This window comes from Parahoeflea alexandrii (assembly GCF_027214025.1).
Classification (GTDB): Bacteria; Pseudomonadota; Alphaproteobacteria; order Rhizobiales; family Rhizobiaceae; genus Hoeflea; species Hoeflea alexandrii_A.
Genome location: NZ_JAPWHB010000002.1, coordinates 836,918 through 862,379 on the forward strand (window position 1 = coordinate 836,918; position 25,462 = coordinate 862,379).

Annotated in this window: 24 protein-coding genes; 13 read left to right on the forward strand and 11 right to left on the reverse strand. The window is 62.5% G+C overall.

The genetic code is table 11. The features are described 5' to 3' along the window. The first annotated feature begins 79 nt into the window (after window positions 1-79). Window positions 80-1,090 (forward strand): betaine--homocysteine S-methyltransferase, encoded by a 1,011-nt coding sequence (bmt, locus tag O4H62_RS10200; protein ID WP_269387448.1) that lies wholly within the window; start codon window positions 80-82, stop codon window positions 1,088-1,090. 79 nt (window positions 1,091-1,169) lie between these two features. On the opposite strand, the gene O4H62_RS10205 is transcribed toward bmt, so the two are convergent. The 4 genes from O4H62_RS10205 to O4H62_RS10220 all read right to left on the reverse strand — a co-directional run bounded on the left by O4H62_RS10205 (window position 1,170) and on the right by O4H62_RS10220 (window position 6,249). Further along, a complete protein-coding gene (locus tag O4H62_RS10205) occupies window positions 1,170-3,197 on the reverse strand; it encodes a vWA domain-containing protein (protein ID WP_269387450.1) in 2,028 nt (675 codons plus the stop codon). Next, a complete protein-coding gene (locus O4H62_RS10210; protein ID WP_269387451.1) occupies window positions 3,194-3,763 on the reverse strand; it encodes an RNA polymerase sigma factor in 570 nt (189 codons plus the stop codon). Before O4H62_RS10210 ends, O4H62_RS10205 begins: the two co-directional genes overlap by 4 nt. 72 nt (window positions 3,764-3,835) lie before the next feature. Further along, the gene (locus tag O4H62_RS10215) at window positions 3,836-4,546 is read right to left on the reverse strand and encodes a ferredoxin (RefSeq protein WP_269387453.1); all 711 of its coding nucleotides are present in this window, start codon (window positions 4,544-4,546) and stop codon (window positions 3,836-3,838) included. A 113-nt stretch (window positions 4,547-4,659) separates the two neighbouring features. Next, on the reverse strand, window positions 4,660-6,249 hold the full coding sequence (locus O4H62_RS10220) for a trimethylamine methyltransferase family protein (RefSeq protein WP_269387454.1): 1,590 nt from the start codon (window positions 6,247-6,249) through the stop codon (window positions 4,660-4,662). Window positions 6,250-6,500: 251 nt separating this feature from the next. Between O4H62_RS10220 and O4H62_RS10225 the strand changes: the two genes are divergently transcribed. The 8 genes from O4H62_RS10225 to O4H62_RS10260 all read left to right on the forward strand — a co-directional run bounded on the left by O4H62_RS10225 (window position 6,501) and on the right by O4H62_RS10260 (window position 12,950). Continuing rightward, complete coding sequence (locus O4H62_RS10225; protein ID WP_269387456.1) at window positions 6,501-7,202, forward strand: corrinoid protein; 702 nt, start codon at window positions 6,501-6,503, stop codon at window positions 7,200-7,202. Window positions 7,203-7,455: 253 nt separating this feature from the next. Then, window positions 7,456-8,094, forward strand: coding sequence for a DUF1638 domain-containing protein (locus tag O4H62_RS10230; RefSeq protein ID WP_269387458.1), 639 nt, complete (start codon window positions 7,456-7,458; stop codon window positions 8,092-8,094). A 146-nt stretch (window positions 8,095-8,240) separates the two neighbouring features. Next, window positions 8,241-8,885 carry an exopolysaccharide biosynthesis protein gene (locus O4H62_RS10235; RefSeq protein WP_269387460.1) on the forward strand — a complete coding sequence of 215 codons (645 nt, stop codon included), beginning with the start codon at window positions 8,241-8,243 and terminating at the stop codon, window positions 8,883-8,885. 127 nt (window positions 8,886-9,012) lie between these two features. Next, window positions 9,013-9,783, forward strand: coding sequence for a formyl transferase (locus tag O4H62_RS10240; RefSeq protein ID WP_269387461.1), 771 nt, complete (start codon window positions 9,013-9,015; stop codon window positions 9,781-9,783). A 143-nt stretch (window positions 9,784-9,926) separates the two neighbouring features. Continuing rightward, the gene (locus tag O4H62_RS10245) at window positions 9,927-10,232 is read left to right on the forward strand and encodes a virulence factor (RefSeq protein ID WP_269387462.1); all 306 of its coding nucleotides are present in this window, start codon (window positions 9,927-9,929) and stop codon (window positions 10,230-10,232) included. After that, the gene (locus O4H62_RS10250) at window positions 10,225-10,812 is read left to right on the forward strand and encodes a methylenetetrahydrofolate reductase C-terminal domain-containing protein (protein WP_269387463.1); all 588 of its coding nucleotides are present in this window, start codon (window positions 10,225-10,227) and stop codon (window positions 10,810-10,812) included. The genes O4H62_RS10245 and O4H62_RS10250 overlap by 8 nt, the downstream gene beginning before the upstream one ends. After that, a complete protein-coding gene (locus tag O4H62_RS10255) occupies window positions 10,809-11,909 on the forward strand; it encodes a methylenetetrahydrofolate reductase (RefSeq protein WP_269387465.1) in 1,101 nt (366 codons plus the stop codon). Before O4H62_RS10250 ends, O4H62_RS10255 begins: the two co-directional genes overlap by 4 nt. Window positions 11,910-11,987: 78 nt before the next feature. Then, window positions 11,988-12,950, forward strand: coding sequence for a methyltetrahydrofolate cobalamin methyltransferase (locus O4H62_RS10260; RefSeq protein WP_269387467.1), 963 nt, complete (start codon window positions 11,988-11,990; stop codon window positions 12,948-12,950). A gap of 138 nt (window positions 12,951-13,088) precedes the next feature. Here O4H62_RS10260 and O4H62_RS10265 read toward each other — a convergent pair whose 3' ends face one another. Continuing rightward, window positions 13,089-13,394: a GIY-YIG nuclease family protein gene (locus O4H62_RS10265; protein WP_269387469.1), complete on the reverse strand. Its 306-nt coding sequence runs from the start codon at window positions 13,392-13,394 to the stop codon at window positions 13,089-13,091. Between the two features lie 104 nt (window positions 13,395-13,498). On the opposite strand from O4H62_RS10265, the gene O4H62_RS10270 reads away from it, so the two are divergent. Both O4H62_RS10270 and O4H62_RS10275 read left to right on the forward strand, forming a co-directional pair. Continuing rightward, window positions 13,499-15,538 (forward strand): ASKHA domain-containing protein, encoded by a 2,040-nt coding sequence (locus O4H62_RS10270; protein WP_269387470.1) that lies wholly within the window; start codon window positions 13,499-13,501, stop codon window positions 15,536-15,538. Between the two features lie 45 nt (window positions 15,539-15,583). Next, a complete protein-coding gene (locus O4H62_RS10275; RefSeq protein ID WP_269387471.1) occupies window positions 15,584-16,774 on the forward strand; it encodes an MFS transporter in 1,191 nt (396 codons plus the stop codon). A gap of 4 nt (window positions 16,775-16,778) precedes the next feature. On the opposite strand, the gene O4H62_RS10280 is transcribed toward O4H62_RS10275, so the two are convergent. Both O4H62_RS10280 and O4H62_RS10285 read right to left on the reverse strand, forming a co-directional pair. Next, window positions 16,779-17,144 (reverse strand): SH3 domain-containing protein, encoded by a 366-nt coding sequence (locus O4H62_RS10280; protein ID WP_269387472.1) that lies wholly within the window; start codon window positions 17,142-17,144, stop codon window positions 16,779-16,781. Between the two features lie 120 nt (window positions 17,145-17,264). After that, complete coding sequence (locus O4H62_RS10285; RefSeq protein WP_269387474.1) at window positions 17,265-18,179, reverse strand: LysR family transcriptional regulator; 915 nt, start codon at window positions 18,177-18,179, stop codon at window positions 17,265-17,267. A gap of 118 nt (window positions 18,180-18,297) precedes the next feature. Between O4H62_RS10285 and O4H62_RS10290 the strand changes: the two genes are divergently transcribed. Beyond that, window positions 18,298-18,486 (forward strand): hypothetical protein, encoded by a 189-nt coding sequence (locus O4H62_RS10290; protein WP_269387476.1) that lies wholly within the window; start codon window positions 18,298-18,300, stop codon window positions 18,484-18,486. A 129-nt stretch (window positions 18,487-18,615) separates the two neighbouring features. Next, window positions 18,616-19,617 carry a GlxA family transcriptional regulator gene (locus tag O4H62_RS10295; RefSeq protein WP_269387477.1) on the forward strand — a complete coding sequence of 334 codons (1,002 nt, stop codon included), beginning with the start codon at window positions 18,616-18,618 and terminating at the stop codon, window positions 19,615-19,617. A 33-nt stretch (window positions 19,618-19,650) separates the two neighbouring features. On the opposite strand, the gene O4H62_RS10300 is transcribed toward O4H62_RS10295, so the two are convergent. The 4 genes from O4H62_RS10300 to O4H62_RS10315 form a co-directional block, all read right to left on the reverse strand. After that, window positions 19,651-20,511, reverse strand: a complete 861-nt coding sequence (locus tag O4H62_RS10300; protein WP_269387479.1) for a response regulator — start codon at window positions 20,509-20,511, stop codon at window positions 19,651-19,653. A 58-nt stretch (window positions 20,512-20,569) separates the two neighbouring features. Continuing rightward, window positions 20,570-21,415 carry a response regulator gene (locus O4H62_RS10305; protein ID WP_269387481.1) on the reverse strand — a complete coding sequence of 282 codons (846 nt, stop codon included), beginning with the start codon at window positions 21,413-21,415 and terminating at the stop codon, window positions 20,570-20,572. 209 nt (window positions 21,416-21,624) lie between these two features. Continuing rightward, the gene (locus O4H62_RS10310) at window positions 21,625-22,458 is read right to left on the reverse strand and encodes a DUF1194 domain-containing protein (RefSeq protein ID WP_269387483.1); all 834 of its coding nucleotides are present in this window, start codon (window positions 22,456-22,458) and stop codon (window positions 21,625-21,627) included. Between the two features lie 210 nt (window positions 22,459-22,668). Continuing rightward, window positions 22,669-25,230 (reverse strand): GcvT family protein, encoded by a 2,562-nt coding sequence (locus O4H62_RS10315; protein ID WP_269387485.1) that lies wholly within the window; start codon window positions 25,228-25,230, stop codon window positions 22,669-22,671. Window positions 25,231-25,462: the final 232 nt, after the last annotated feature.

Below are 25,462 nucleotides of genomic sequence, written 5' to 3' on the forward strand. Positions count from 1 at the left end.
TTTTCATCCGCAACCGTCACATCTATTGCAATGACATAAAGATATCTTTATACGGTGAACAAACCTACAGGAGATCTGAATGTCCGCATCCAATCCGCTCGCCGACCTGCTGGCCGAAAAAGGCATCCTGCTCGCCGATGGCGCAACGGGCACAAACTTGTTCGCCATGGGACTGGAATCCGGCGAGGCTCCCGAGCTCTGGCTGGAATCCGCACCCGAGAAGATCACCAAGCTACACCAGGATTTCGTCGACGCGGGGTCGGACATCATCCTGACCAACAGTTTTGGCGGAACCCGCAACCGGCTCAAGCTGCACCAGGCCGATGACCGGGTGTTCGCGCTCAACAAGAAGGCCGCCGAGATCGCCCGCGCCGTCGCCGACAAGGCGCCCCGCAAGGTGATCGTGGCCGGCTCTGTCGGCCCGACCGGCGACCTGCTGGTTCCGCTTGGCGCCATGACCTACGACTCCGCGGTCGAATCCTTCGTCGAACAGATCGAGGGCCTCAAGGCCGGCGGCATCGATATTGTCTGGATCGAGACCATGTCAGCCCGCGACGAGATCCGGGCCGCGGCCGAAGCCGCCGTGCGCTGCGGCCTTCCTTACGTCTACACCGGCTCTTTCGACACAGCCGGCAAGACCATGATGGGCGTGCATCCGCGTGACATTCATTCCATCGCCAGCGATATCGGCGAAGGCCCTGTCGCGGTTGGCGCCAATTGCGGCGTCGGAGCATCGGATATCCTGTCGTCCCTGCTCGACATGACATCTGCAGATCCGAAAGCCATCGTCGTGGTCAAGGGCAATTGCGGCATCCCGGAATTCAGGGGCACCGAGATTCACTACTCCGGCAACCCGCCACTGATGGCCGATTACGCCCGCCTCGCCATCGACGCCGGCGCCCGTATCATCGGCGGTTGCTGCGGCACCTCGTGCGACCACCTCGCCGCCATGCGCGAGGCCGTCGACAGCCACATCAAGGCGCAGCGCCCGACCGTGGAAACCATCGTCGAGCGTATCGGCCCGATGCGCAACACGGTGGCCACCGACAATCCCGCCCCCACCCGCGAGCGCCGCGGCCGACGCGGCTGAAGCGGTGTTCCTGTTCTGAAAAGCCGACAGGCCGGGACTCGCGCTCCGGCCTGTCGCTGTTTGGAACCGTGTGGTTGCGCTACCGGTCCAGACCGCGCGCCAGCCGCACCAGTTGCAGAAACTCCGACCTGTAGCCGAAAGGATCATCACCGCGCGCCTCGCGGGCAATCCGCTCGATCTCGTCATAGCTGAAACCCGCGAGCTGGGCGATGTTGCGCAGTTTCTGGCCGAAGGCTGCCACCGCTATGGAAAACCGCACGTCCTGGGAAGCCGCAGCAAAGCTCTGGGCTTCCGCCTCCCGCGTCACCGGGATTTCGGTGAGCCGGCTTTCCGCTTCGCCCGGCGTCTTGGCACGGATCTTGAGGAACGCCAGCTCGTCGCCATGCTGGTCCGGGGTGGCCGGGGTCTCCGCACCATAGCGCAGGTCGCTGTTGAGCACTGCCGGGCTCCCGACCGGCGTGATCTCATAGATCGCGGTCACCGTGTGACCCGAGCCGATCTCGCCCGCATCCACCAGGTCATTGTTGAAGTCCTCACGGTTCAAGGCCCGGGTCTCGAAGCCGATCTGGCGATACTCCGCCACCATGGCCGGATTGAACTCGAGCTGGAACTTTACATCCGACGCGATCGGGAACAGCGACGCCGAGGCTTCCTGCACCAGCGTCTTCTCGGCCTCCGCCAGGGTATCTATATAGGCGGCAACGCCATTGCCGTTTTGCGCGATCGCCTGCATCAGCCAGTCGTTGTAATTGCCCTGCCCAAAGCCGAAGATCGACAGGAACACACCGCTCTCGCGCTTTTGTTCGATCATCGCGGTGAGCGACCGGTCGTCGCTCTGGCCGACATTGAAATCGCCATCGGTTGCGAGCATCACCCGGTTGACCCCGCCCTTGACGAAGCCTTTCTCTGCCAGCCGGTAGGCCTCTTCCAGGCCCGCGGCGCCCGCCGTCGAGCCTCCCGGGCGCAGATTGTCCATCGCCTCGAGAACCTTGCGCTTGTCGGAAACCGGTGTCGGCTCCAGTACCGTACCCGCCTCGCCGGCGTAAGTGACGATCGACACCGTGTCGTCCGGATCAAGGGAGTCGACGAGAAGCCTGAAAGCCGATTTGAGCAAGGGCAGCTTGTCGGCGTCGTTCATCGAGCCGGAGACATCAATGAGAAACACCAGGTTGGCGGCCGGGCGCTCGGCCGGCGTGATGTCGTAGCCCTTCACCCCGATATGCAGGAGCCTGGTATCCGGATTCCATGGCGTCGGCGTCACCGTGACTGTGGCGCGAAACGGCGTTTCGGCGGACTCCGGACCAGGATAGGCATAAGGGAAGTAATTGACCATTTCCTCCACCCGCACCGTCTCCGGCTCGGGCATCACGCCCTGCTTCAGTGCCCGGCGCACCATCGCGTAGGACGAGGTGTCGACATCCGCCGAGAAGGTCGAAACCGGATGTTCGACTACGGACTTGACGCCGTGGCTCACGAAATTCTCGACCCGGTTGCGCTCTGGTTCAGCAAGCGGCGCGCGATAGGCCCGGTCTGCACCGGCGAACCCTTGCTGATTGACTGAGCCTGCGAGATCCTGCCGCGCGATCGCGCCCATCGGCTGACCGATCGACTGCTTTGGCGCTGCGCCGACTGGTTGCAGGGCTTGTCTGGCGGCAGGCGATGCAGCCACCCTGGGCGACGGCGCCGCATCCGCTAGCTCCATGTCTTTCTGCCCCGAAGCAGGCGGCAATGGTGCTTCCATCGCCATCTCCGGGTCTGCGGATCGGCCCATTTCCAGCGGCGCCAGCAAATCCGGCGCAAAGCCGTGCTGGTCGCTGGCGATCTGCCAGGTCATGTAGGCTGCCGCAGGCAGGATCATCAAGGTGGCAAGCGCAGTGCCCGCCATATAGCGCTGGTTCATCAGTCCACTCCGTATCGAGGTTACGATACGGGTTAGACGTCCGACGTCGGGCGATCCTTGGGTGTTGCGTTGTTTTTGGGTGGCGCGTTGATTTTCCGGACCGGCCTTGTCAAAGGCCTGAAGCGCGCTGTCAAGCGCCTGGCGTTTGGCATCCTCAAGCGGGGGGGGCGCGCTGCGCGCCAGTCTTTTGAGATCCTTGTCGATCATTGCTCGTCTCCAGACCCGCGCAGCAGCGTTTCCAGCCGCTTCCGCGCGGTGTGCAGATGGTAGGAAACCGTCGATTCGGCGCAGCCCATTACGACGGCGGCATCGGCGTGGCTCAATTCCTCGCCGTAAACCAGCAGCACGGCATCGCGCTGCTTGTCCGGCAGGGTACGGACCGCATCCCACACATAATCGCTGTGGCTCGGCTTGTAGCTCGCCATGTCATCCCCGAGAGCGGTGGTGTGGACCGCGAGCGCCTCAACCTTACGCATCTCGCGGGCAATGAACCTGGCATGGTCATGGGCCGCATTGATGGTGATCCGGTAGAGCCAGGTCCTGAACGCACTCTCGTTGCGCCATTTGCGGATCGCAAATCCAAGCCTGACACAGACATTCTGCGCAATGTCCTCGGCCGCGGACCTGTCGCGGCACCATTTCCAGGCCACGCCATGAATGAAGGCATAGTGGCGCTCGACAAGCATGGCGAAGGCTTCACGGTCGCCAACAGACGCCCGCTCCGCCAACGTGTCATCCGCCGGCTCTTCGTTGCTCTGGGTCTTCGGCTGCATGCAGGCACGCGTCTCCATCATTGAAGCTTTGACGATACCGATCCGGCAATCCTTGGGTTCTGTGACACAAATTTATGAATAAGCCGTCATATGGAACTGGATCTGTGCATCGTCGTAGCGATGCCCGCGCTCGACAGGACAGGCGTCGCGCGCCAGGCAGCCGGACGTCCTGCAGCCTTTCCGGCCGGGTTCGGTCTTGAGCCAGGCGCGGCACGACAAGACGTCGAGACCGGCGGGGCCAAACGCATTGACCGGACAGGCGGACAGGCACGGCTTGTCCGCGCAGGCGTCGCAGGGATGCGGCACGTCCGGGCCCACTGTGGTTTCTTCGATTGCCGCTATTTCCCCCTTTAGCCTCGCCAGCGCCTCCGGCCCGAACAGGATAGCACCGCGATAGCCGTGCCAAAGCCCGAAGTCCGGGTGAATAAGCATCCCAAGCGGCGAAGGCTTCAGCCCTTCGGCGGCCATCGCCCATTGCTGGAATGGCTGCCAGGGCCGGTCGGAGGGAAACACAGCCTCCCCGCCTGCAGCCTTAGCAAGCGGGGTGATCACGGTTTTCGACCAGGTGTCGAGCGGATCCGCGATCCCGGGATGCTTCTCCCACCAGGCCTCGAAAACCGGCCAGAACCCGCCGCCGGTGTGACCGACAAGGCAGATCGCCAATGCATCGCCGCCTGACGCCATGGCGACAGTCGTAATGTCGGGAAAAACCCATCCCCTCAGGCAAAGCCCGTGCCCGGCCAGCGCGGCATCAAGCGCGTCTATGCCGCCGGCACCGCTCACCGCTCCCGGCCGCCTGTGCCGCCGTCGCGGAACGCGGATCTCCAGACCTCCTTGTGAATAAGGCCTGCCACTCTCGCCTGACCGCCTGTCTCCCTGGCTTTATCGGGCTGTGTTCAAGTGAACGCGTCGGGCATCGAATCCTTGCGCTGGGCGATGTAGTCGAGCAAGGCCTGGTCGATGGCCGGATCCAGCTCGGGCGCCACATAACCATCGAGCCATGAGCGACAGAGCGCCCGGGCCCGTTCCTCGATGCGCTTCTCGCCTTCGGCCAGCCACTGCTCATAGGAATTGTTGTCGGCCAGCGACGAGCGATAAAACGCCTGCTGGAAATTGGCCTGCGTATGCGCACAGCCGAGATAGTGGTTGCCCGGTCCGACTTCGGCAATTGCGTCCATCGCCTGACCGGTTTCCGACAGGTCCACGCCTTCGGCAAAGCGCTGCTGCATGCCGAGCTGATCGACGTCGATCATGAATTTCTCATAAGAGGAGACCAGCCCGCCCTCGAGCCATCCGGCAGAGTGCAGGGCAAAATTGGTGCCCGCCAGCAGCGTCATGTTCAACGTCGAGGCGCTCTCGTGCGCGGCCTGCGCGTCGGGCACCTTCGAGCCACAGAGCGAACCGCCTGTGCGGAACGGGATCTTCAGCCGCCGCGCCAGCTGCGCAGCACCATAGGAAACAAGCGCCGGCTCGGGCGTGCCAAACGTCGGCGCGCCCGACTGCATCGAAATAGACGCGGCGAAGGTGCCGAACAGCACCGGCGCACCGGGACGGATCAGCTGGGTAAAGGCAGCGCCCGCCAGCACTTCGGCCAGAATCTGGGTAAGCGTACCGGCCACGGTCACCGGGCTCATCGCACCGGCGAGGATGAACGGCGAGACCACGCAGGCCTGGTTGTTGCGGGCATAGACCTTCAGCGCGCCGAGCATGGTTTCGTCAAACACCATCGGCGAGTTGGCGTTGATCAGGTTGAGCGTCACGCAGTTCTGGTCGACGAACTCTGCGCCGAACAGGATCTTGCACATTTCAATCGTGTCTTCAGCCCGTTCCGGTGCGGTCACCGACCCCATGAACGGCTTGTCGCTGTATTTCATGTGGCTGTAGACCATGTCGAAATGGCGCTTGTTGACCGGCACGTCGACCGGTTCGCACACCGTGCCGCCCGAATGGTGCAGCGCCGGCGCCATGTAGGCCAGTTTGACGAAATTGCGGAAATCCTCGATCGTCGCGTAACGGCGCTCGCCGTCGAGATCCCGCACGAACGGAGGTCCGTAGACCGGGGCGAACACGGTGGCCTTGCCGCCGATCTGCACAGAACGCGCAGGATTGCGAGCGTGCTGGGTGAACACTTCCGGCGCGGTCTTCAGCAATTCGCGGCACAGCCCCTTCGGGAAGCGCACCCGCTCGCCCTTGATGTCGGCGCCGGCCTCGCGCCACAGCGCGATGGCTTCCGCGTCATCGCGAAACTCTATGCCGATTTCCTCAAGCACGGTGTCGGCATTGCGCTCGATCAGGCTCAGACCTTCCTCGTCCAGCACTTCGTAGTTGCCGAGCTTGCGCATGATGAACGGCATCGACTGGCCGGGACCGCCGCCCGAGCGTTGCGCCCGCCGAGCCGCAGCACCCCTGCCGCGCCGGCCGGCGCCCGCCTCGGGTGCTGCGTCTTGAGCCAAATCGGGTGTGGAAAGCGTATCTGGATGAGCCATCAAAATGCCTGCACTTTTTAAATTGCGCACCATCGCGCTGATTTACCCATGCTAGCCAAAACCGGCCACCGCACATTCCTCAAAGCGCCAAGCCTTGGCGCATCAGGAATACCGTATAAAAAGCGCCTCGTCGCATTTTCCGTTTTACGCGTCGTTTTCAAGGAACTTTTTGCAAACAATCGCCTATATCGCTAAGCACAATGGGTCTGGTGCGTCGAACCACCGGACGGGCGCATTCAAGGGAGATACCGATGTCTGACGAAGAAATCATCCTGTCCGAACTCTCTGACGATGAACTTGTCCAGCAGATGCATGATGATCTGTATGACGGCCTAAAGGAAGAGATCGAGGAAGGCACGAACATCCTTCTGGGTCGCGGATGGACCCCTTACGACGTGCTCACCGAAGCCCTGGTCGAGGGCATGCGCATCGTCGGCGAGGATTTCCGCGACGGCATCCTGTTCGTTCCCGAAGTGCTCATGAGCGCCAACGCGATGAAGGCGGGAATGTTCATCCTGCGCCCCCTTCTCGTTGAAACCGGCGCCCCCAAGCTTGGCAAGATGGTCATTGGCACCGTCAAGGGCGACATTCACGACATCGGCAAGAACCTCGTCGGCATGATGATGGAAGGCGCGGGCTTCGATGTCGTCGATCTCGGCATCAACAATCCAGTCGAGAACTACCTCGAGGCCATTGAGCGCGAACAGCCCGACATTCTCGGCATGTCCGCCCTGCTGACCACCACCATGCCCTACATGAAGGTCGTCATCGACACGATGAAGGAAAAGGGCATCCGCGACGATTTCATCGTTCTGGTCGGCGGCGCGCCGCTCAACGAGGAATTCGGCAAGGCCGTTGGCGCCGACGCCTATTGCCGCGATGCAGCTGTCGCGGTCGAGACCGCCAAGGAGCTGATCAAGCGCCGACACAACCGGCTCGCCGCCGGAGCCTGAACGGCTCGGACCTGGTCAACCGAACATGAAAAAGCTGCCGGCTGGCCCTGGTCAGCCGGCCCGCTGGCAAGCAATGGCGTCACAGGCTGATGTCACGGGTTGCTTTACGGCACGGCCGTCGCCCCTTATCGTTGGGGTTCATGACGCCGGCGTCGTGGCGAAAACGAAGACTGCGGCAACATCCCGATAAGTCATTCCTGCCTGCCCCTCCGGCCCTTGTGACCTGGGATCTGGCTCAGACGAAAGGCATATCATGGCCGATCAACGCGAATTATTGGAAACTGTTGAGCTCCCGCACGCGGCCGTAGGCAAAAAGGTCCGGGTGATCGCCTGCGGCATGATCGGTCGCGAGGTCCTGGCGGTCAACCGGCAGCTCGGTCACGACCATGTCGACCTGAAATGCATCGACGCCAATTATCATCATTACCCGGATCGCATCGCCCCGGCTGTGGATCAGGCCATCCGCAAGGCCCGCGAGGAAGGTTTCGAACACATCTTCATCGGCTATGCCGATTGCGGCACGGGCGGCGAACTCGACAAGGTCTGCGCGAGCCACGGCGTCGAACGGATCGAAGGGCCGCACTGCTTTTCCTTCTATGTCGGCAACCAGGCTTTCGAGGCCGCCGGTGACGACATGATGACGACCTTCTTCATCACCGATTTCCTCGCCCGTCATTTCGAGACCTTCCTGATCCGGCCCCTCGGCCTCGACCGGTTCCCGAAGCTGCGCGACACCTATTTCGGCCATTACGAGCGCGCGCTCTATCTGGCCCAGACCGATGATCCGGAGCTTGACCAAAAGGCACGCGCCGCTGCCGAGCGTCTCGGCCTGAGATTTGAGCGCCAGTTCACCGGCTACGGCGACCTGGAAAAGGCGCTCTCACCTCTTTGATCCCCTGGGCATTGGCTCCCCTGTCTCAATGCCGCAAAGCGTTAACGAAAAATAACTTCTGCTCATCGGAAATGAGGCGATTATTGCCACAATTTTTAAGCAATCCATGCTTAGATGGAAGGCAGTCGTCATTCAGGGTATCAGCAGTGAGTCACCAGTCCGCCGCCGCAACCGTTCCCGCCATCGCAGCCAGCTCGCGCCGGCATCCGGAGAAGCTCTCGGAGCTGCTCGAGCGTCTTGCGCGTGATGCAGGCGAACGGGTCAGCATGCGTGAGATCGCCACCGCGCTTGACGACCGCTCGTTTGGCGCCTTTCTGCTGGTGTTCGCCATTCCCAACCTGATTCCGCTGCCGCCCGGCGCGACGATGGTGCTCGGGCTTCCGATGGTGTTTGTCGCCTGGCAGATGGTGATCGGCTACCAGAAGGTCTGGTTGCCGCAAGCGCTTGCCAACTACACGATCGACCGCGCCACGTTCCAGCGCATGGTGACAAAGGTTTCCCCCTGGCTTCGCGGCGCCGAAAACTGGGTGCGCCCGCGCAACTGGCCGCTGGGCGGAGCGCTGCGCGAACGGCTTTTCGGCATCTTTGCCCTGCTGCTCGCGATCACCTGTGTCTTGCCTATACCGTTCGGCAACTGGCTGCCGGCCTTTGCTGTTGCCATTCTCGGCGTCGCCCACACCGAGCGGGACGGCAATTGCCTGGCTCTCGGCGTCCTGGCCGGCCTCATTTCCGTGGCTGTGGCAGGATTTGTGGTGACCGCCACCGGCGCGTTCCTGATGCTGATTTTCTGACGACCGCGCCATTTGAACACGCCGGTTTCCATTGTAAACCTGCAACAGGGCTGCATTCCGCGCCGACAATAGCCGGATCTTAACCTCGAGCGGACTATCCTTGCGTTTTCACCGCGATGGAATCCGCATGGACAGACAAAGCACTATCCTCGTCATTACCGCAGGCGGCGCCTATGCTTGGGTGATCGTCAATGCTCTGGCCTCCCGCTTTGCGGGACTTGAGGTGGTGCTTGAGCAACCCGAATCCAAGAGCGTGTTTCTCAGGCGGCGGGCCCGCAAGATCGGCTGGCTTCAGACCGCCGGGCAGTTCGGCACCATGGTCATTTCCCGCTTCGGTAAGCGTTTTGCGAGCAAGCGGACGAACGAGATCATCGCCACGAGCGGCGCCAGGACGGACCTGGTGCCCGAGGTGCCTGTCACACGCGTGTCCTCCGCCAACGGCGCCGATTGTCTCGACCTGATTGGTGCCCGCAAGCCGGACGTCGTCTTCCTTGTCGGCTGTCGCATGCTGTCAAAAGCAACACTGGCGGCCATCTCCTGTCCGGTGATCAACTACCACTCGGGCATCAACCCGAAATACCGCGGGCTGGCCGGCGGCTGGTGGGCGCGCGCCACCGGCGATCATGAAAACTATGGCACCACCGTGCACCTGGTCGATGCCGGGGTCGATACCGGCGACACGCTGCATCAGGCCTTCCTCACCCCGCACCCGGACGAAACGCTGCTCACCGACTCTCTGGCAATGGCTGCCGGCTCCCGCGACATCGTTGTGCGCGCTGTCGAAGACGTGATCGCGGGCACGCTTGAGCCCAGGACCAGCGACCTGCCGTCGGTCCAGCGCTTTCACCCGCCGATCTGGACCTATCTCGCCACCGGTCTTTTCAAGCGCATCTGGTAGTTTTCCAGGGGTCCCGGTTTGACCGCTGCTCTCAAGCAAAATATCTCCCGCATCACGCAGGTCGTTTTTGACGCGCCGCGCGTCGTCGTGAGCGAAGCTGTCTGAATTTCCCATGCGCATTGTAACTTTCAAGGAGACCTCAAATGGCCAACCGCATCGTCGTCTACTGGCGTGACATTCCCGCCCAGGTGATCATCAAGAAGGGACGCGCCACCGCCAAGCGGGAGCTGTCGCTCAGGTTCACCGAGGCGATCGACATGTGCGCCATGCGGACAGGTGCGGCCGAGACCGACGACTACCTCGCCGAATGGCGCCGGGCCGATCCGGTTGAAGTTTCCGACGATCTGGAAGCCGAGGCCGACAAGGCAGCGGCAGAGCTTGAAGCAGCCTACGACAAGGAGCGCCTCGTGGCCCTGGTCAAGGGCGGAGGCAGGGAGAGCCATGGCTGACCAACCGACCAAACCGACACAGGCGAGCCTCAACAAGAAGGCGGCGCAGACCACGTCCTACAAGCCGTCAGGCGTCTCGGCCACGGGCCGCAATGCGCGCAGCTTTGCCATCAGATTGTGGTCGGTGCGGCACTCCCGCGCACTCGAATGGGTCTACGCGCATTTCGCCGATGTCTTCCTCAAGCTGCATCCGCTCTGGAAGGCCGTCGGCTACGAACGCGCCGAAGGACCGATCAAGTTCATCGAGAAACACACCAAGGGCTTCCTGTTCGACTGCCGCATGTGCGGCCAGTGCGTGCTGTCGTCGACCGGCATGTCCTGCCCGATGAACTGCCCCAAGCAGTTGCGCAACGGTCCGTGCGGCGGCGTCCGCGCCAACGGCAACTGCGAGGTCGAGCCCGACATGCCCTGCGTCTGGGTCCAGGCCTGGTCCGGTGCCAGCCAGATGAAGGGCCGCGACAACATCTTCAATGTCCAGAAGCCGGTCGACCAGTCATTGCGGGAAACCTCGTCCTGGCTGCGGGTCACCGCCGCCGCCGCCGCCAAGCGTGATGCCGCCGCCGAGGGAACTGCACAATGAGCCAGGCCGATATCAATCCGCTGGATCCCAGCGCGCCACTCGAGCCGATTCCCGGCCACTCCTCGCACGGACGTCTCGAACGCATCCTGCGGCGCGGTGAATTCGCCGTCACCGCCGAACTCAATCCGCCTGACAGCGCCAATCCGCACGATGTCTATGAACGCGCCGCAATCTTCGACGGCTGGGTCGACGGCATCAACGCGGTCGACGCCTCCGGTGCCAACGCGCACATGTCCTCGGTTGGCATCTGCGCGCTTCTGACCCGCATGGGCTACGCGCCGATCATGCAGATCTCCTGCCGCGACAAGAACCGCATCGCCATCCAGGGCGACGTGCTCGGCGCCTCCGCCATGGGCGTGCAGAACATCCTGTGCCTGACCGGCGACGGCGTGCAGGCCGGCGACCAGCCCGGCGCCAAGCCGGTGTTCGATCTCGACTGCATGTCGCTTCTCGAAACCATCCGGATCATGCGCGACAACTCGAAGTTCCTGTCGGGCCGCAAGCTGACCAGCCCGCCAACGGTGTTTCTCGGCGCCGCCATCAATCCGTTTGCGCCACCCCATGATTTCCGCCCGCACCGGCTGGCCAAGAAGATCGCCGCCGGCGCCCAGTTCGTGCAGAGCCAGTATTGCTACGACGTGCCGATGTTCAGGAAATACATGCAACAGGTTCGCGACATGGGGCTCGACAAGGAGTGCTTCATCATGTGCGGCGTCGGTCCCCTCGCCTCCGCCCGCACCGCCAAGTGGATGCGCTCCAACGTTCCAGGCGTGCACATTCCCGACGAGATCATCAAGCGCCTGGAAGGCGCCGAGGACCAGAAGAAGGAAGGCAAGCAGCTCTGCATCGACATCATCAACGAGGTCAAGGAGATCGAAGGCGTCTCCGGCATCCATGTGATGGCCTACCGTCAGGAAGAATTCGTTGCCGAGATCGTCCACGAATCAGGCGTTCTGAAGGGCCGCAGGCCCTGGCGCAAGGAGCCCAATCCGGTGGACGAACTGGTCGCAGCGAGGATGGAGGAAATCCTCGAGGAACCCAAGCAGGTCCCGCATGAACTGGCAGGCGCCGTGGGAGATGCGGAGCCCTCCGATTAGAGCCGAAGGCTTGCATCTCGCACCAGAAATCTATAAACACATAAACAAATCTTTATGTCTCTACCGCAAGGACCGACCATGACCCGCACTATCGTCGCCTCAGCCACCCGAGAAGTGATCATCGGCTTTGATCAGCCCTTCTGCGTCATCGGCGAACGCATCAACCCGACCGGCCGCAAGAAGCTCGCCGCCGAGATGATCGAAGGCAATTTCGACACCGTCATCAAGGACGCGCTGGAACAGGTCGCCGCCGGCGCCACCATGCTCGACGTCAATGCCGGCGTCACCTCGGTCAATCCGAACGAGACCGAACCGGGTCTGCTGGTCCAGACCATGGAGATCGTCCAGGGCCTGGTCGACGTGCCGCTGTCGATCGACAGTTCGGTGACGGCCGCTATCGAGGCCGCGCTGAAGATCGCCAAGGGTCGGCCGCTGGTCAACTCGGTCACCGGCGAATTGGAAAAACTCGAAGCCATCCTGCCGCTGTGCAAGAAGTACGACGTACCGGTGGTCGCCATCTCCAACGACGAGACCGGCATTTCCGAAGATCCCGACGTGCGTTTCGCTGTTGCCAAGAAGATCGTCGAGCATGCCGCCGACTACGGCATCAAGCCGTACGACATCGTCGTCGACCCGCTGGTCATGCCGATCGGCGCCATGGGCACGGCCGGCCAGCAGGTCTTCGCGCTGCTTCACCGCCTGCGCAACGAACTCAAGGTCAACACCACCTGTGGCCTGTCCAATATCTCCTTCGGCCTGCCGCACCGCCACGGCATCAATGCCGGCTTCATCCCGATGGTGATCGGCGCCGGCATGACCTCGGCGATCATGAATCCCTGCCGTCCGCAGGAAATGGAAGCCGTGCGCGCCGCCAACGTGCTCAAGGGCAACGACGCCAACTGCATGAACTGGATCAAGACCTACAAGGACTACCAGCCGCATGTCGCCGGCTCCGCCCCTGCGCCCCAATCGGCAGCCCCCTCGGGCGGTGATGGCGGCCGCCGCCGCGGCGGCCGCGCAGCCCGCGCCGGCGGAGCGTGATCCAAAAGTCGGACAATGACACTGGCAAACCATTGCTTTGGACGGGTGACTGAAATGAAGTCACCCCAACACCCTCATCCTGAGGTGCGAGCTCCGAAGGGGCGAGCCTCGAAGGGCGAGGGTGTTGGCCTTCTGGCGCTATGGTTTCGGCACAAGATGCCCGCGCCGCGAAAGATCTGGCAATCCTTCATAATCAAGGGCGATCAAGGCCTGCTTTTTTCGCCTCGACCATCCCTTGATTTGCCGCTCGCGCGCGATCGCATCGGTCACCAGATCGTAAGTCTCGGAGAACACCAGTTCCACCGGGCGCCGCTTGGCCGTATAGCTGGTTTCGCTCGGAAGGTTGTTGTGCTCCCATACACGCGCCTCGAGCGCCTGCTTCGTCAGTCCCGTGTAGTAGCTGCCGTCCGCACAGCGCAAAATGTAGACAGTTGCCTCAACCATCCTGCCCCTCGCCCTTCGAGGCTCGCATTCGCCTTGCTCATGCTCGCACCTCAGGATGAGGGTCAGGATAGAGCATCGCGCCTCACTTGCAAAATGGTGACCCAATGACCGACCATCTCGTCCTGTTCATGCCCTCGGGCAAGCGTGGCCGCTTTCCCACCGACACGCCGGTGCTCGATGCCGCGCGGCAACTGGGCGTGCATGTCGAGAGCGTTTGCGGCGGCCGCGGCATCTGCGGCCGTTGCCAGGTCGACGTCCAGGAAGGCGTCTTCGCCAAGCACGGCATCACCTCGTCCAACGAGCACATCTCGCCGTTTGGCGGCAACGAGGTGCGCTACGCCGAAAAACGCGATCTCAAGGCCGGCCGCAGGCTGTCCTGCTCGGCAAAGATCCTCGGCGACCTGGTCATCGATATCCCGCAGGACGCCGTGGTCAACGCGCAGGTCGTGCGCAAGGATTCCGACGGGCGCGTCATCGAACGCAATCCGGCCATTCACATGTGCTATGTCGAGGTCGAGGAGCCGGACATGCACAAGCCGCTCGGCGACCTTGACCGGCTGCTGCTGGCGATCGAGGCCGACTGGGGCTTCAAGGGCCTGGCCATCGACACCTACCTGCTCGGCCAGGTGCAGCAGATCCTGCGCAAGGGCGACTGGAAGGTCACCGCCGCCGTGCACGAACCCGTCGACGGCGGACAGGCGACACTGGTGGCACTTTATCCGGGGCTGAAGAACGAGGCCTACGGCATTGCCTGCGACATCGGCTCGACTACCATTGCCATGCACCTGTCGTCGCTGCTTTCGGGCCGCACGCTCGCCTCGTCGGGTACGTCGAACCCGCAGATCCGCTTCGGCGAGGATCTGATGAGCCGCGTCTCCTACGTGATGATGAACCCGGAAGGCCGCGAAGGCATGACGGTGGCCGTGCGCGAGGCGATCAACGGACTGATCGACAAGGTCTGCGCCGAGGGCGGGATCGACCGCACCGACATCCTCGACGCGGTCTTCGTCGGCAACCCGATCATGCATCACCTGTTCCTGGGCATCGATCCGACCGAACTCGGCGGCGCGCCTTTCGCGCTCGCCGTCTCCGGCGCCGTCAACGTCAAGGCCTCCGAGATCGACATTCCGCTCAACAGGGGCGCACGGGTCTACATGCTGCCCTGCATCGCCGGTCATGTCGGCGCCGATGCGGCAGCGGCAACGCTCACCGAAGGCCCGCACCGGCAGGACGAGATGATGCTGCTGGTCGATGTCGGCACCAATGCCGAGATCGTACTCGGCAACTCGGCCCGCACGGTGGCCGCCTCCTCGCCCACCGGCCCCGCCTTCGAGGGCGCTGAAATCTCCTGCGGCCAGCGCGCCGCACCCGGCGCGATCGAGCGCATCCGCATCGATCCGGAAACGCTTGAACCGCGCTACCGCGTCATTGGCATCGAGCCCTGGTCGGATGAGCCCGGGTTTGACGAGGCCGCGAAGAAGGTCGGCGTCACCGGCGTCTGCGGCTCCGGCATCATCGAGATCATCGCCGAGATGTACCTCGCCGGCATCATCACCGAGGATGGCGTCATCAACGGCGATCTCGCCGCCCGCAGCCCGCGGATCACCGGCAATGGCCGCACCTTCTCCTACCTGCTGCGCGATGGCGAGCAGCGGCTGATGGTGACCCAGACCGATGTCCGCGCAATCCAGCTGGCCAAGGCGGCACTCTATGCCGGCGTCAAGCTGTTGATGGACAAGCAGGGTATCGATCATGTCGACCGTATCGGGCTGGCCGGCGCCTTCGGCTCGTTCATCGACCCGAAATATGCCCTCGTGCTGGGTCTCGTGCCCGATTGCGATCTCGAGAAGGTCAAGGCCGTCGGCAACGCGGCGGGCACGGGCGCCCGCATGGCGCTGCTGAACCGCGATCACCGTCGCGAGATCGAGCAGACCGTCACCCGGATCGAAAAGATCGAAACGGCGCTTGAGCCGAAATTCCAGGAGCATTTCGTCAACGCCATGGCCTTCCCCAACAAGGTCGATGCGTTCCCGAAGCTCACCGAGGTGGTCAAACTGCCGGAACGCTCGATGGACACCGATGCCGCCGACGGCATCGAGCCCGGCGCCGGACGCCGCCGCGGAGGCCGGCGCAACCGGGGCTAGAATTCGCCCTTTACCCGAATCGGGCTTGGGTCTACGGCCATTGGGATGTCTTCCCTTTTCCGATCACCGCTGTTCCTGGTCCTCGCCCTGTGGGGTGCGGGCCTGGGAGCAGCGGCGCAATTCGCCAAGATCGTGGTGATCTTCCCCGAACTGCAGGCCCATTACGGCGAGACGGGTGCCGCCTCGGGATATCTTGTCTCGCTGATCTCGGTCATCGGCATGCTGTTAGGGATGGTCGCCGGCGTCATCGCCATCCAGCTCGGCGTCCGCCGCCTGCTGATCGCGGGCCTCTATCTCGGCGCCGCCGTTTCCGCCTGGCAGACCATGCTTCCCGGGTTCGAGTGGATGCTGGCAAGCCGGCTCATCGAGGGTATGTCGCATCTGGCGATTGTCGTCACCGCGCCGACACTGATCGCCCAGTTGACAACGAAGCGCCATCAGGCTGCGGCGCTCACCCTGTGGGGCACCTATTTCGGCGTCGCCTTCGCCGCCATCGCCTTGACCGCGCCTCATATCATCCGGATTGCAGGACTGTGTGGATTGTCGGCGATCCATGCGGCCTACATGGCGTCTTTCGCGATTCTTCTGACGATTGTCCTGCCAGGGGAAGATCGCACCGGCGCCCCGCCATGGCCTTCGCTCGGGAACATCCTGCATCGGCACCTGACGGCCTACGCTTCCCCCTTCATCGCCGCTCCCGCGCTCGGCTGGCTGTTCTACACACTGACCTTCGTCTCGATGCTCGCCATCCTGCCGACCATGGTGGATCCGTCGCAGCGCGCCTTCGCCGCCGCCGCCATGCCGCTGTCCAGCATCGTCTCGTCGATGACGCTCGGCAATGTCTTGCTCAGATACATGTCCGCGGTCAGCGTCATCGTCACCGGCTTCGCGACAGCCATCGTCCTGGTGCTGGTGTTTCTGCTCACAGGCCCCGGTGCCTGGCTCTTCATCGCGCTGTTCGCGTGTCTTGGCCTGGTTCAGGGCGCGAGCTTCGCGGCAGTCCCGCAACTCAATATCTCGCTCGAAGATCGCGCGCTGGCCAATGGCGGCATCGCCCAGACCGGCAATATCGGCAATGCGCTCGGCACGCCGGCAATGCTGGCCGTCGTTGCGACGGGCGCCGACACCGGGCTGCCGGCCCTGCTGATCGGCTGCTACGCCTCGGCGATCATCGTCCATCTGGCATTGGCCCGCGGCCGGGCCAATGCGGAAAGGGCCTCGGCTCCGAAGAACTGAGGGCTCATTCCGGCCAGATATACTTGCCGCGCGCCCAGCCAAGCTCGGCGTCGTCGGTCATCACCTGGCACCAGACATTGGCCTTCTTCATCTGGGCATATTTCCACTCGATGCTGCCATAGCCGTCAATCCGGAACGAGACATTGGTGACGATGTTCTTGCAGCGCCCGGTCATGCTGATTTTTTCATTGAGCTCATAGGCATCGATGATCTGCGATTGCGCCGATGGCCATTTGCGGATGTTGAGAGCGTCGTCCGGTGCGATTGCCGTGATCGTGCCTGCCGTAAAGGCCGACGAAAGGGCCGGAGCGGATGTCGCGCCAATGGCCGCAGCCGCAAGCGCCAGAATGATGCGGATGGATGATTTCATTGTCTTTCTCCCCTTCAGCGCCGGGTTGGATGCGCTGTTGTCTGCAAACTGGACGATTACGGCTGGCTATACCCTGAACAGGCCGTTCAGGCGGCATTCATCCCCGCAGATCCGCAGATATCACACTGCTGACGCATCGAACGATCCGGTCTGGTTGAACCGTTCGAAACCCGCACGGAAATGATCGCTGAGTGCGCAGATCTGTGGCGACGGATCGGCCGCCACCTTGAGCAGCAACTGGTACTCGCCGGGCGCCGGCAGCCCGCAATTCTCGTCGAGGATCTGGATATCCGGTCCAACAAAGCTCCGCCCCATCGGCGCGATCGCCAGGTCGGCCAGGATCGCCGCGCGTTGCCCGGCCATGTGCGAGGTCATGAACGCCACCCGGTAGGCCCGGCCAACCCTGTCGAGCGCCGACAGCGCGCTTTCGCGCCACACGCACCCCTCGTCCCACATCGACACCGGCAGCGGGTCCATCAGGCAGGCCTGGCCGCCCTTGGCGCCGGCCCAGACAATCTCGTCCGTCATCATCACTTCGTCGGGCGTCGGCGTCAGATGCTTCATGCAGCTGACCAGGGCGATGTCGAGGTGCCCCGAGGCAAACCGCTTCAGAAGGCTCGAGGACTGGTCGATCACCACGTCGACGACCACCGAAGGGTGCGATTTGGCAAACAGCTTGAGCACGCCCGGCAGCACCGCCTCGCCATAATCCGACGGCGATCCGATCCGTACGACGCCGGAGACCTCCGACGTCACGAACCGCGAGATCGCTTCCCGGTTGAGCGCGATCAGCCGCCGCGCATAGCCAAGCAGCACCTCCCCGTCATGGGTGAGCGACACGTTGCGCGCATCGCGCAGGAACACCGAGACGCCCAGCTGCTCCTCGAGGCGCTTGATCTGCATCGAGACGGCTGATGGCGTCCGGTAGATCCGCGCGGCCGCGGCCGTGAAACTGCCGGTCTCGGCGATCGCGACAAAGCTGCGCAGGACATCCGGATCCAGCATCAGCAGCGGGTGGTTGAGGGGTGCATTCATATCATTCAATTCCATTGATCGTTGAGGTAAATTCATTTCGTTTGATTGAATGATGCATCGGAGCGATGCTGTTGTCAATCCAGCCTGGCTGGTCAACACCGACACAGGAGACACAGCAATGTTCGGTCTTTCGCAAATCGCCCGCCATGCCCGCCGCTGGCATGCCAATCACAAGCGTGCCGTCATGGAACGGACCCTGCTCGATCTGCCGCTCGAGCTGCAGAAGGACATCGGCTGGCAAGCGCCCCGGGGCCATGTTTCGGAGAACACGACACGCGCTGAAATTCTTGCCCGCCCGATGCTGTGACGCCTGTCGTCCATCCCCGATCCCCATGTCGCAAGGCGAAAAAATCCGGTGTCATCCCAGTGACAAAACGCGATTTTTGTGGCCTGATCGCGACATGGGCCTCTGGGAGGCGCGCACAGGATTGTTGGCATGGCCTCACCGAACAAACAGAAGCGGTCGATCGTCTTTTTCATGGTTCCGGAGTTTTCGATGATCGCCTTCTCGATGGCGATCGAGCCGTTGCGTCTGGCCAACCGGATGCTCGGATACGAGTGCTACAAATGGCGGCTGACGTCCCATGATGGAGAGCCGGTGCCGGCCTCCAACCAGGTTGTGGTCGGCGTCAACACCTCGCTCGCCGACGAACGGCGCAGCCTGTCGGGCGAAAACCGGCCGACAATGGTGTTTGTCTGTTCCGGCGTCAATGTCGAGCGATTCCAGAACAAGTCGGTCCTGGCCTGGCTGCGCGAGGAGCACAATCGCGGTGTTGCCGTCGGCGGCCTGTGCACCGGCGCCCACATCCTGGCGCAGGCGGGCCTGCTGTCGGGACGTCGTTGCGCCATCCACTGGGAGAACCTGCCTGGCTTCGCCGAAGCCTTCCCGAAGGCCAATGTCTATGCCGATCTTTATGAAATAGACGGATCGATCCACACCTGCGCCGGCGGCACCGCGGCACTCGACATGATGCTGAGCCTGATCGGCGAAGATCATGACGACACGCTGGTCAACCGCATCTGTGAAATGGCGCTGACCGATCGCGTCCGCAATGCCCACGACCGCCAGCGCCTGCCGTTGCGCGCCCGTCTGGGTGTGCAGAACGCCAAGGTGCTCTCCATCATCGAGTTGATGGAGGCAAATCTCTCAGAACCGCTGTCGCTGATCGAGATCGCCGACGATGCCGGCCTGTCGCGGCGGCAGATCGAGCGCCTGTTCCGCCAGGAAATGGGCCGTTCCCCGGCCCGCTACTATCTGGAAATCCGTCTCGACCGGGCCCGGCACCTGCTCATCCAGTCACCGATGCCGGTGGTAGAGGTGGCGGTGGCCTGCGGCTTCGTCTCCGCCTCGCACTTCTCCAAGTGCTACCGCGAACTCTACAACCGCTCGCCGCAGCAGGAACGCGCCGAGCGCAAGCAGTACCAGACGGCAGCCTGACGAACTGCGGCTGCCCTTAGGTTGGCTGATGGATCAGGCCGGCACCGCGACGGCTGGATGATGCCGTGCCGCGGCCCTCTTCAGGGCTTCCATCTTCATCAGGATGCCGATGTTCTGAGCAATCCGGCACTGGAACTCCTCCTGGACAAACGGCCGGTAGAGAAAATCGCTGGCTCCGGCCTTCAGGAAGCTTGCCGAAAGCTCCGGATCGTTTGAATTGGAAATGCCGATGATGCGCAACATGTCGTCGGTGTAGTCGCGGCGCAGCTTGCGGGTCAGCTGATAGCCGTCCATGTCGCCCATGTGATAGTCGGTCAGCACCAGCTTGATGTCGGGATTAGCCGCAATAGCCTCCAGCGCCTGCTGGCCCGATGCAGCTTCGACCACTTCGAACTTCTGCGCCCGCAGCATCGACGAGAGAATGCTGCGCTGGGTCTTGGTGTCATCCACCACGAGAATGCGGTAGTTGCGGTTGGACATGATCCGCTGCACGGCATTGACGATTTCGTCGAAAGCCCGGTCGGTATCCTTGATCACGTAGTCGAGCACATTCTTCTTCAGAATGCTGGCGCGCGTGTTGAAATCGAATTTTCCAGTAAAGACGATCGTCGGCAAGTCGATATCGAGGGCATAATCCAGTGCCTCGCAATGCGGCGAATCCGGCAGGTTGAGGTCCGTGACGGCGACGAAGAAACCGTGACTGGCATCGTTTGCCGCCCGCTTCATTTCCGCCAGCGAACTGCAGGTGACGACATCGACGCCAAGATCGGTCTCGAACCGGAACTTGAGCGCCGAGGTGAACATACGGGAATCCTCGACCAGCAGCACCCGAAGGCGCTCCCCTGCCATGAGCGGATTGGCTTGCATTTCGAGTTCATTTGAAGCTCTCGGCATCAGCTACTCCATTGGTAAGCAGGCCAATCACGCGGCGGCAAACCGGGTACGGATCGGGTTATGCGACTTTCGCCGCCTCTGTATTTCCCTTCAACCGGCGTGCGGACTTGATCTGGTCAAGCGTGTCCAGGTTCTGGTTCACACGGCAGTAGAATTCCTCGTCGATATAGGGCCTGAGCATGAAATCATTGCCGCCGGCCTTCAGGAACCGCGCCGAAAGCAGCCGGTTGTCGGACGACGAGACGCCGATGATTCTGAGCTCATGGCTGCCGCGCACCGAGCGCAGGCGCCGTGTCAGTTCGAAACCATCCATGTCGGGCATGTTGTAGTCGGTAATCACCAGGCCGATGTCCGGCGTCACCTTCAGGATCTTCAGGGCCTCCGCCGCGCTCTCGGCGGCGCTGACCTTGAAGTTGAAGCGCTCCAGCCGAGTGCGCAGCAGCGCGCGCGCCGTCGGGCTGTCATCGACGATCAGCACATGGTGGCGGTGATTGGTCAGGAAGCGGCAGACCGACTCCTCGAGCATGTCGATCGCAAGCACACTGTCCTTGATCACGTAGTCAACGATGTCACGGGCAAGAATCCCTTCCCGGGTCTTCTCGTGGAATGTTCCGGTAAAGACGATGATCGGGATCGACAGTCCGGCCAGATAGGCCAGCGCCTCGCCGTTCTCCGCCCCTGGCAGATTGACATTGGAAATGGCCAGCGTGATCGGCCGGTCATTGTAATCATAAGCCAGTTGAAGCTCTTCGAAGGAACGGCAGATCTCGATGTCAATATCGAAGCTTTCCTTCAGCTTCTGGCCAATCATCGAGGTGAAGACATTCGAGTCCTCAGCCACAATGATGCGGTGGTCACGAAGCGATCCACCCGTATACTGCATTCCCGAAAGCCCGATGAACATACATGCACCCCTTTGTATGCGTCAGGCTAATCATGCCGGGATTGAATTTCGGTTAACATCAACCGGTCAATACCAGCATTTCCAGGGGATGAGACGGCCGGAAACCGGCGGTTCTGCGACCTGCCTCGAGGCTCAGGCCGACAGGCTGCAGCTGGCCCACGCGAAGAATGGCGTAAACCGCCCGTTTTCGGGCAGATGCAGCAATACCTCTAGGGGTCATCGAACATCCATCGCCGCTGATCCCAGATCTTCTCGCCGATCAGGCAGTCATAAGGCTCGGACGGCGCCCGGAATCCCAACCCCGGCGGGGATTGCGCCGGAATGACCGATTGCTCCACCGGTGGCAATCCGCCTATCTCGAGGATGAGCTTGCGCCGGATCGCTTCGGGAAACTGGTCCCAGCTTGTCACCGGAACCAGGAAACTCCCCGGTCCGCCGATCACGCATTCGCTGTAATAGGTATCGAGATCGGCGATGTTGAAGCCGCTGCCGAATCCGTCGCTGGTCATCAGCGGAAGCCCGTTGATGACAATGCGGTTGGCGAGCGCCGCCTCGCGTGCAGCCAGCACCGGCTGCCCCTGGTTGTTGGGACCGTCGCCGGAAACATCGATCACCTTGCGAAACCCGTCGAAGGGCGCTTCTTCCAGAAGCTTCAGTGCGTGCAGGATGGCGCCGGAAATCGATGTCCGGCGCAGGCCGACCGGACTGGAACTGCCGACAATCGCCGAGAGCTGGTCCGCATCCGCGCCTGTTTCCACAAGCGTCCAGCCGAACACCTCGCGGATCGCACTGTTGCCGGCCCACTCGAACATCGTCACGGCTATGCGGCCATAGGCGCCCTGCCTGATGGCCCGGATGACGTCGGGATGATTGAGCGCCGCGGCATAGCCGTCGCGCTGGATGGTGAGTTCCCGTGCCGACATCGAGCGCGACACGTCGACCGCCAGTACCAGCGCGACATCGACCGGCTCCCGCGCTTGCGCGCCGGGCGATGCCACCAGCAAAGCTGCGGCTGCCAGCGCAGCCCTGATCCATCCGGTCATGGTTCAGCTTATCATGGCAGCAAGCGAGGCTGAACCGGATTTTCGGTTGGCGGTGGTGCAGATGGTGGGCAATCTGTGCCCGCAACTCCCAGAGGCCGGTGTTGCAGCGGCAGCAGGGACCAACCTCGCGACAACGGGTCCGTCCGCAAGAAAAAGCCGTGCTGCCCCAGGTGAGCAGCACGGCCATTCATTCCGGCAATAAGCGAACGATCAGCTCCGCGGCTTGAGGTTTTCCGGGTCGTAAAGCGGCGTGTAGCCAACCGCCGCCACTTCGACCGGGTAGGTTTCGTTGAAGTACTCGACATTGAGCTTGCGCCCGACCTGGCAGTAATCCCAGGGCAGATAGGCCAGCGCGATGTTTTTGCCGATAGTCGGACCGTAGGCGATCGACGTCGTGTAGGACCGGCGGCCGAGTTCGTCGACAAGCGTCTCGCCGGTTTCCGGATCCATCACCGGCAGGACGCCGACCGGGTAGCGGGCCACGCCCTTGGCGTCGACATTCTCGGTCATCACCAGCGTGCACAGCATCGCCGGCTGGTTGGCGCGCGCCTTGTATTCCAGGTGTTTTTCCTTGCCGCGGAAATCGGCTTCCTTGACCTTCGGCCGCGCAAGGTCGCTTTCGATCAGGTTGTACTGGGTCAGAAGATCGGCGTTCTGCAGCCGCAGGCTCTTTTCCATGCGGCGCGAGTTTGCGTAGGTCTCGACACCGACCGGCATCACCCCGGTCGACCGCAGCGCGTCCCAGACGGCCAGGCCGTCCTCGTATTTCATGTGCAGCTCCCAGCCCTGCTCGCCGACATAGGAGAGGCGGAAGGCGGAAACCGTCCTGCCGGCGATCTCGATCGGCTTGATCGCGGCAAAGGGGAAGTTCTCGATGTCGAGGCCCGCCGGATCGGCGACCACCTTCTTCAGCGTCTCGCGGGCGTTGGGGCCCCAGATGCCGATGGTGATGAACTTCTCTGTCACATCGGTGATGGTGACATCGTAGCCCTTGTCCTGGGCAATACGCTGCATGTAGTGGAAGTCGCGCGGCCCGGCATCCGCGCCGTTGATCAGCCGGCAACGGTCGGCCATGCGGATGACCGTGAAGTCGGCCCGTACCATGCCCTCGTCGTCGAGGAAGTGGGTGTAGATACCCTTGCCGATCATGTTGTCGCCGCCGATCTTGGCGGCGCAAAGCCATTCGAGCATCTCGACGTGATCCGGTCCCTCGATGTCGACCATGTGGAAATGCGACAGGTTGATGATGCCGCAATCTTCGGTCAACTGCAGATGCTCGGCATTCGACACCCGCCAGAAATGACGGTTGTCCCACTCGTTTGCCCGAACCGGAACCCGGTCGCCGAACTTCTCGAGCAGGTGCGCGTTCGAGGCATAGCCATGTGCGCGCTCCCAGCCGCCGAGTTCCATGAAATGACCGCCAAGCTCGACTTCGCGCTCGTAGAACGGCGACCGCTTGACGCCGCGGCCCGAAGCATAGGGCTCGCGCGGATGGATCGCCGGGAAGTAGATCTTCTGCGCCGCCTCGCGGCAGCGGCCCTCGATGAATTCCTCGGTCATCTGGTGCGGGTAGAACCGCGCATAGTCGATCGAGTTATGGTCGATCTCGGTGCGCCCGTCGGTCATCCAGTCGGCAATCAGCTTGCCGTAACCCGGACCGTCCTTGACCCATATGGCGACGCAGTACCACAGGCCGCGCACCTTCTGGCTTTCGCCGCAGGAGGGCCCGCCGGCGGCCGAGACCTGCAGCAGGCCGTTGAAGGAGTGGCTCTCATTGTAGCCGAGCTCGCCGAGGATCGGGGTCAGTTCCATGGCCCGCTCCAGTGGCTCAAGGATCTGCTCCATCTCGAGATCGCGCTGTGACGGCGAAAGCCGCGCCTCATTCTTTTCCAGGATGTCCCGGGGATGGCACAGCCGCGGCTCGTCGGTCTCGTAATAGCCCCATTCGATCTGGCCGCCCTCGGCGGTCTTCGGATCGCCGGTGTCGCGCATATAGGCCGAATTGCCCTGGTCGCGCATCAGCGGCCAGCCGATGTCCTTGCCGGTGCCTTCGAACTCGTTGTAGGGGCCGAAAAAGGTCAGCGGGTGATCGACCGGCATCACCGGCAGGTCTTCGCCGACCATCTCCGCGATCAGCCGCCCCCAGATGCCGGCGCAGATGACCACATGGTCGGCCATGATGGTGCCGCGATGGGTGACGACGCCCTTGATGCGCCCGCCCTCGACGATCAGCGACTGGGCCGGTGTGTTAGCGAAGACGCTAAGCTTGCCGGTCTTTTCGCCCGCATCGACGAGCTTGCCGGCAACCGTCTGCGAGCGCGGAATGACAAGGCCTGCGTCCGGGTCCCACAGGGCGCCCGCGACCATTTCTTCCTCGACCAGCGGGAACTTTGCCTTCACCTCAGCCGGACCGATCAGGCTCGCCCGCGTCCCGAAGGCTTTGCCGGAGGATATCTTGCGCTTGATCTCTTCCATCCAGGTCTCGTCGCCCGCGCGCACGATTTCCAGTCCGCCGATACGGGCGTAGTGGCCCATCTTCTCGAAGAAATCGATCGAGTACTGCGTCGTCCAGACCGACAAATAGTCGTGGCTGGTCGTGTAGCAGAAATCCGAGGCATGCGCCGTGGACCCGATGTCGGTCGGCACGCCGGACTTGTCGATGCCGACAATGTCGTCCCATCCACGTTCGATCAGATGGTGCGCGATGGAGGCGCCGACAATCCCGCCCACACCGATGATCACGACCTTCGCCTGCTTCGGAAACTCTGCCATTTTGATCTGCCCTGATTGCGCTTTGAACAGAATTTAGAATCTGCCGCATCAAAACTAGAGCCTGTCTACGACATAATCACAATGCAGGACGACGGGCAGAACCTTGCAAATTTGGGGATGGTGATTTCGCCGCTTGATCCTCAAGGAGCGGAGGCTGCCAGCTTCCGGCAGCCGCAGGTGGCGCGTGAATAAAGCGTGAGGTCACATCCTGAGCATTTGGACGTCGAGAAAA